Consider the following 1329-nt stretch of genomic DNA (forward strand, 5'->3'; position numbering starts at 1 on the left):
AGGGTGCTGAGTACGCCCCCTAACAATTCGTCCAAGCCGACGCCGCTTCGCGGCGCGGCTTAACTCAGGTGTTAGGCGGCACAACCACATCGAGGGCGTCATGAAGAGCTTGATCCGCTTTGCGCTGCTGCTCCTACTGGCTTCCAGCTCCATTTCGTTCGCGCGTGACGACCCAGAAACTGAAGAGTTCCGGCGTCTTGAGGTGGCTTGGTCTGAAGCAATCCGCGCCCAGGACAGAACAAAGCTTGAGTCGTTCCTAGCTCCTGAGTACACCCTTACGGCGGCGCAGCCGACTCAGCTAAGCGTCACTGATCGCGCCGAGTGGTTACAGAACGCCACCACCGGCTACAAGCTTCACGAGTTCACGTTCAAGCAAATTGTCGTTCGGCGCTATGGAAACGTCGCTGTCGTCAGCTCGTTCTACACACAACGGGCCACCGTCAACGGTCGAGACCGCAGCGGTGATGCATTCCTCACCGATGTCTGGGTGAAAGTCCGCGGCAAGTGGAAGGTCTCAGCACGCTACTCGAGCAGTCCAAAAGCGAGTACTCCCAAAGTGCCCGCCTAACAATTCGTCCAAGCCGACGCCGCTTCGCGGCGCGGCTTAACTCAGGTGTTAGCTGCCTAGGAGGCTGCGTCGCTGGCCATGCTGATCCATTGGAACTTCGACCCAATTCTGCTTCAGCTGGGCCCCCTTTCAGTCCGGTGGTACGGGCTGCTTTTTGTCGGCGGGTTCATCGCTGCGCAGTTCGCCCTCGGGCGCATCTTCCGGCGTGAAGGCGTAGATCCTAATGCGGCCGCGGATCTACTGATTTATGCGCTTGTAGGAGCAGTCATAGGGGCGCGCCTAGTCCACTGCCTCGTATATGAGCCCGGCTACTATTTGAGCCATCCGTTAGAGATCGTCCGGGTCTGGGAAGGCGGCCTCGCAAGCCACGGCGGCGTGGTCGGAGTGTTTATCGGGCTCGGCCTCGCAGCCCGCCGCCACAAACCTCCTCTTCGGCTGCTATGGCTGCTTGATCGCGCGGCCATCCCGTCCACCATCGCCACGGCGTCCATACGTCTAGCCAACTTCCTAAATTCCGAGATCGTGGGACTCCCAACATCGGGCACCTGGGGCGTCGTGTTCGCGGCTGTCGATCAGGTGCCGCGACATCCCGTGCAGCTGTATGAGGCTGCCGCTTACCTCGGCATCGGTTGCGTGCTCTGGTCCTTGTACCGCCGCGGTTTAGCCAGTCGGTCGGGCCTGCTGCTCGGCACCCTTTTCGTGCTTGCGTTTTCGGCGCGGTTCGCGCGGCGCGTCGAGGTCGGCTGCCTGGCGCGTGCGCT

At 61.2% G+C, this 1329-nt stretch carries 2 protein-coding genes; both read left to right on the forward strand.

Annotated elements, in window-relative coordinates; translation table 11 throughout:
* Positions 1–100 precede the first annotated feature (100 nt).
* Positions 101–568, forward strand: a complete 468-nt coding sequence (locus tag ACY35P_RS15600) for a nuclear transport factor 2 family protein (protein WP_462116752.1) — start codon at positions 101–103, stop codon at positions 566–568.
* 78 nt (positions 569–646) lie between these two features.
* On the forward strand, positions 647–1329 hold a 683-nt coding region (lgt, locus tag ACY35P_RS15605), incomplete at its 3' end, for a prolipoprotein diacylglyceryl transferase (RefSeq protein WP_462116753.1).

This window comes from Lysobacter xanthus, assembly GCF_047159895.1.